This is a genomic window from Tabrizicola sp., assembly GCF_030694085.1.
In the GTDB taxonomy this organism is placed as follows: domain Bacteria; phylum Pseudomonadota; class Alphaproteobacteria; order Rhodobacterales; family Rhodobacteraceae; genus Tabrizicola.
The window spans coordinates 1-5603 of record NZ_JAUXZE010000070.1 but is presented as its reverse complement, the minus strand read 5'-3'; the positions used below and the strand labels follow the sequence as shown (position 1 = coordinate 5603).

General features: G+C 57.5%; 4 protein-coding genes. All 4 read left to right on the top strand.

The window, feature by feature from the left end; translation table 11 throughout:
* Positions 1 to 836: 836 nt before the first annotated feature.
* The gene (locus tag Q8M85_RS15560) at positions 837 to 2723 is read left to right on the top strand and encodes a site-specific DNA-methyltransferase (protein ID WP_305546239.1); all 1887 of its coding nucleotides are present in this window, start codon (positions 837 to 839) and stop codon (positions 2721 to 2723) included.
* A gap of 61 nt (positions 2724 to 2784) precedes the next feature.
* Positions 2785 to 4743, top strand: a complete 1959-nt coding sequence (locus Q8M85_RS15555) for a DEAD/DEAH box helicase (RefSeq protein ID WP_305546238.1) — start codon at positions 2785 to 2787, stop codon at positions 4741 to 4743.
* A complete protein-coding gene (locus Q8M85_RS15550; RefSeq protein ID WP_305546237.1) occupies positions 4733 to 5083 on the top strand; it encodes a TnsA endonuclease N-terminal domain-containing protein in 351 nt (116 codons plus the stop codon). Before Q8M85_RS15555 ends, Q8M85_RS15550 begins: the two co-directional genes overlap by 11 nt.
* 343 nt (positions 5084 to 5426) lie before the next feature.
* A partial coding sequence (locus tag Q8M85_RS23420; RefSeq protein ID WP_371135276.1) for a hypothetical protein occupies positions 5427 to 5603 on the top strand: 177 nt, incomplete at its 3' end.

Below are 5603 nucleotides of genomic sequence, written 5' to 3'. Positions count from 1 at the left end.
GCTGCGTCGCGCCTTATACCAAGTTGCCGTCAAACAAGTAATTCTAACGTAGGGGCGTGATTTATCACGCCCTTTTGGGCGCAATAAATTGCGCCCCTACAGGAGAATTGTCAATTCTTACCTCTATGAGCGCAACATGGTTTTACTGAGGCACCTCAGACAATATGGGTGCGAATTGTTGCGCCAGGGGAGAAGGCACTCGGTGTATTGGAACCGAGTGTCGCGTTTCAAGGAAACCTTAAAAAAAGAAAAGCCTCTTGTTCCCTCCCCCTTGATGGGGGAGGGTTAGGGTGGGGGTGAAAAAACCATCAATAAATACAAAGCCTTATACCCCCACCCCCCAACCCCCACCCACCAGGGGAGGGGGAATTTTAAGACCCTGATTTATTAAAGTTATTTCCGAAACGCGACACTAGCTAATGGAAAGACCTCATCCGTACCCAGACACACCGAAATAGTGGACAAACTGGCTTACAAGATTTGTAAAGATCTTGGTATTCCCACGCCATAAGTCCTTTGGCTTCATAGCGTAATTAAACCTAGCGTCATTAATCTATGCGCATGATATCGCAACTCCTTCAGAATTGCGTATATTGGCAAGTACCTTGGAATTTCTTTATCCAGAGACATGAACTGCTTATAGGCCCTCCGCCTTTCCTCTGGCTCACCACTACCGATCAGTGCTGGCCTGTGGTCCTTAAGCTCCACAGCAGAGAGGTGTCTGGATTTCTAAGGGTGTGGTATGCCCTAAGTATGATGAAAAATTGCTTTTTCGGGCAAATTTTTGCTATCATGCCATCGAGGAGAGGATTCGGCCCCCTGGAAGGAAACGCCTGATGCCAAACCAAGACGAAGAAGACCAGAGTGCATCCACTACCGGCCCGGTTAAGGGTGATTTTATCGCGCCGTCCGAGGTGGCCGATGTTGACGAGCGGGCGGACGCGCTGCCGCAGCAGGAGGAGTTCTGGCGGCCGCCGACGCGCTTCGGCAGCGTGCCGGTGGAGAAGGAGCCGCTGGGCTGGAACCGGCGCAAGGGCTTCCGCAAGCTCTACCCCGCCGTCTATCTCCCCTTCCAGGTGGTCGAGCGCGTCGCCTTCGGCCATCCCGACCTAGAACCCAACCGCCTCTTCTGGGGCGACAACCTGCACGTCATGCGCCAGCTCCCTTCGGAGAGCACCGACCTCATCTACCTCGACCCGCCGTTCTTCTCCGGGCGGCAATACAACGTCATCTTCGGCGACCAGAACGAACTGCGCTCGTTCTCGGACATCTGGGAAGGCGGGATGCCCGGCTACCTCATCTGGCTCAACGCCCGCCTCTACGAAATGAAACGCCTCCTCAAGAAGACCGGCAGCATCTACGTCCACCTCGACTGGCACGCAAGTCATTATGTGAAGGTCGAGATGGACAAAATCTTCGGGGTTTCAAATCTTAGAAATGAGATCGTTTGGTATTACAGGCGATATACAGCCTCAAGCCGGATGTTCCAAAAACTCCATGATTGTATACTGTGGTACAGCAAAGGATCCGAATGGTCATTTCGCGATCAATATGAGCCATATTCTGAGACAGCAGGCAAGGCCGATTCTCATTATAAACAGGATGAAACAGGAAAGTGGTTCCGATGGCAAAAACGAAAGGGCCAAGAGCCATACAAGGTATTCTTGAAAGAAGATGGGAAAAAAGTCGGTGACGTGTGGCCTCTACAACATATCAATGCGAGCGCTGCGGAAAGAATCGGCTACCCCACACAGAAACCCGAAGCCTTACTGGAGCGCATCATTCAAGCCTCGTCCAACGAAGGCGACGTAGTAGCCGATTTCTTCACGGGCGGCGGGACAACGGCGGCGGTGGCGCAGCGGCTGGGGCGGCGCTGGATCGCCTGCGACCAGTCGCGCGTGGCGGTGGCGATCACGGCGGACCGGCTGACGCGCCAGGTCGAGGAACAGACGGGCAAGCTGTTTCCCGTGCCGGACTTCACGGTCGAGCACTGGGGTGTGTATGAGACGCGGCGACTGGCCGACATGCCGTCGCAGCAGTTCCGCGCCTTCGTGCTCAAATGCTTCGGCGCGGTGGATGAGGAGCATCAGGCCGGTATCCACGGCATGAAGGGGGCGGTTCCCGTCTGGGTGGGCGAGCCGAACCCGAAGAAGGGCGTGACGGCGCAAGACGTGCAGGACTTCGCCAACGCCATCCGCAAGACGCTGCGCTATAAGCAGGACAACCTGCGCGACGGGATCATGCTGGCCTGGGCGTTCCGGCAGGATGCGATGGACGCGGCCGAGCGGCTGCGGCGGCTGGAGCAGACCGACCTCAATTTCATCCGGCTGGACCAGGTGCGCATCGACTCGCTGCGCTTTCGCGAGCATGTGTCGGCGCTCTCGACTGACCACGCGGACTATGAGAACTTCCTGACCTTTGTGCAGCCGCCGCGGGTCGAGGTGGGCCACAAGCGTATCGCCGCGCGCACCTACCGGTTCGACGTGAGCGAGACGGTGGTGATGAACGCCGGGGCGAAGATCATCAACGTGCAGTGGGATTTTGACTACGGGAAGCGGTTTTCCAGCACACCGGGGTATTCGTTCGTGCGTGGTGCGAAAAAGGAGCCGCAGTTGCAGGCGCAATACGAGTTTCCCACGGCGGGTAGGAAACGCATCGCCTGCAAGGTGCAGGACGACATGGGTGGCGAAGGACTGGGGACCGCCGAGATTGAGGTAAGCTGAGCGCATGTTCAATCAATTCGCACGATACGAGGACGCTTTCCGCGACTGGCGGCGGGACGGAATGCCCGGCCTGAAGGCGGAGTCGTACAAATACATCGAGTTTTTGACCTCGCCGGACGACGACCAGGCAGCGCGGACGGGGACGCTCTGGCCGCATCAGTGGGAATCCTTCCTGCGGGTGGTGTATGCGCATGAGGTTCTTGGCAAGACGCAAATCGGCGCGGACGGGCTGCTGCTCAATATCGTGACCGGCGGCGGCAAGACGGCGGTCATCGCGGCGCTGGTCGCCTGGCTGCGCATCGCGCATAACGTCCAAAAGTTCGTGCTGCTGTGCCCCAACCTGATCGTGCGGGACCGGCTGGAGGATGATTTCCAGGGCGGCAAGGTCTTCAAGAACCGTTCTTTGATCCCTGATTGGGCTTCCGCGATTGGCCAATTCGACTTGACCACGCTCGGAAGCGGAAAAGCGGGGGGCTGGTCCAGCCTGTTCAGCTCAAGTGTGATTCTTGGCAACATTCACCAGTTCTATCTAAGCAACAAGAGCGGGCAGAGCAATCTTTCGGCGCTGATGAACGGGCCGGATTTTGCCCTGTTCAACGACGAGGCGCACAACTCGCCCGCCCCGGAATACGATGCGACACTCCTGCGGATGCGCGAGAAGGTCGTGCTGCGGGTGGACACCACCGCGACGCCCGACCGCGCGGACGGTCGTACACCGGACAGCGAGATGGTCTACGAATACGGGGTGACCGACGCCCTGCACGATGGGATCATCAAGACGCCCGTGGTCTACCAGCCCGACATCAAGACCGTGCAATTGACCTACACGGACGCGAGGACCGGCGAGAAGCGCAAGGTCGAGGAAATCGACTGGGAAGAAGTGGATCGGCTCGGATTGAGCGCGACGCAGTGGGTGACGGACGACGAACCGATGCGGCAGCAGATGGCGATCGCGCTGAAGCGCCTTGAGGAGCAGGAGCGCCGGGCCAAGGGGCGGTATCAGCCAATTCTATTCGTAGTGGCGGTGTGCAAGGCGGACGCCGAGAAGGCCGAGCAAACGCTGAACAAGTATTTCAGGGTGAAAACGCTTCTGGTGACCGAAGACAGCGACGAGGCGGACCGTCAGAAGGCGCGGGAGTTGGGCCGGCAACAGAAGACCGGCAAACCTTACAAAGCCGTGGTCAGCGTGCTGATGCTGCGCGAGGGCTGGGACGTACCCGAAGTGGGCGTGATTCTATTGCTGCGCAAGTTCGGCTCGCGGGTGTATGGGCAACAGGTCATCGGGCGCGGTTTGCGGCGCGTGCGGGTGAAAGGCGTCGAGCCGAACGAGCCGCAAATCTGCGCGGTGGTGGATCACCCCAAGCTGGAGCATCAATGGCTGTGGGACATCTTCAACGCCCGGAAGCGCGAGGGCGTTCTGATCGACGACCTGTTCGACGAGACGGAAGACCTTCCGCCTCCGCCGCCCAAGCAGGAGTTCGCCAACCCGGACCTTGTGATTGACGTGCCGCCGGTTGATCCGTCCTTTGTGGATGACGGCGAGTTCGACTTGGGAGACTTCGGCCCGCCGCCTCAACCCATGGAGAACTGGAAAGAGGCGATGGACGCCATCGAGTACGACCCTACTGTGGTTGAGATCACGAAACTGGGCATCTCCGGCGTGGTTGGTCAGGAACTCGGCAAAGAAGGATGGAAGACGATCCACTCGGCCCCCGATCCATCTACCCCCGGCGGGGCGGGTGTTCAGATATCCGATGAAGCGATCCGGGACGCCGTCAAGATGGGTATGCTGGAGATTGCAGAGGCGTTGACTGTTGAAGCCGGTTACGCGGCGACCTTCAAGGATCGCGTATATAGCGCACTAGTGCAGCATATCCGCAAGAACTTCCTCAACGGCGCTTCGCTGGGGTTGGCCGACCGCACGGAAGTTGACTACGCATGGAAGATGCTCCGGCAGGTTAAACCCAAGGTCGGGGCCATTCCTGGGCTGATAGCGGGGATCATCGAATATGGCGATTAGCATTCATGGCGAGTTAAGGAATCCCAAGAAGAGCCCTTGGAACTTCGAGCGGTTCCAAAGCGACTTGGAGCGCCGGATGATGGACCGGCTGGAGCGCGATCCGCACGTCGTCAAGTGGATGAAGCGCCACGGCATCACGATCCCTTGGATTGACGGGCAGAAACACCAGCGGCGCTATGTGCCGGACTTTCTTGTTGAATACGAAGACGGGAGGAAGGCCGTTATCGAGGTGAAAGACCCCAGCCGTGTTGACTCCAACGACGTGCAGCGCAAACGAAAGGCGGCTGAGATGTGGTGTAAGCAACGCAGGATGGAGTACATTCTTGCTACCGTCGGATAAACTGACGGCTAACAGCGGGGTGCAACCGACATTACTCCGCTGGGCTCCGCACTTTGAGGGTCCGGTTATGGCTACCGTTAACTGCTATAAATCAGTAATCTTACGACCCTATAATATATTTTGATAAGCTTTAACAATGTGCAATTATTTATGACGTTATGTATAATTTCATTCCCCTTTAAAAACCGGATTTCGTTTCTCTAAAAAAGACTTTTGCCCTTCGAGATAATCCTTACTGTCGTAAACCATACGGAGCAGTCCCTGAATACGCTCAAAAGTTTCCGGACGCAAAGGCCGCGCGTTTCCCAGGATCCGCAGTAGTTCTGAACTTATTGGACCTTAAATGACTAAAACCGCCCCAAAAGACCCTGATTCCCACGATATTGAGGACTTGTGGGAAGTGGCGGTGGCCCTGCCCATCTTCCATACCCTCACCTATCGTCTGCCTGCCGCTTTGGCCGAAGACGCCCGGGTGGGGAGCCTGGTCAAGGTGCCGGTGGTCCGGCGGCAGGCTGCGGGA

What these genes read in the sequence shown, in the direction of transcription:
- Q8M85_RS15560 (WP_305546239.1), top strand. Translation starts at nt 837, where the DNA reads ATGCCAAACCAAGACGAAGAAGACCAGAGTGCATCCACTACCGGCCCG.
- Q8M85_RS15550 (WP_305546237.1), top strand. Translation starts at nt 4,733, where the DNA reads ATGGCGATTAGCATTCATGGCGAGTTAAGGAATCCCAAGAAGAGCCCT.
- Q8M85_RS15555 (WP_305546238.1), top strand. Translation starts at nt 2,785, where the DNA reads ATGCCCGGCCTGAAGGCGGAGTCGTACAAATACATCGAGTTTTTGACC.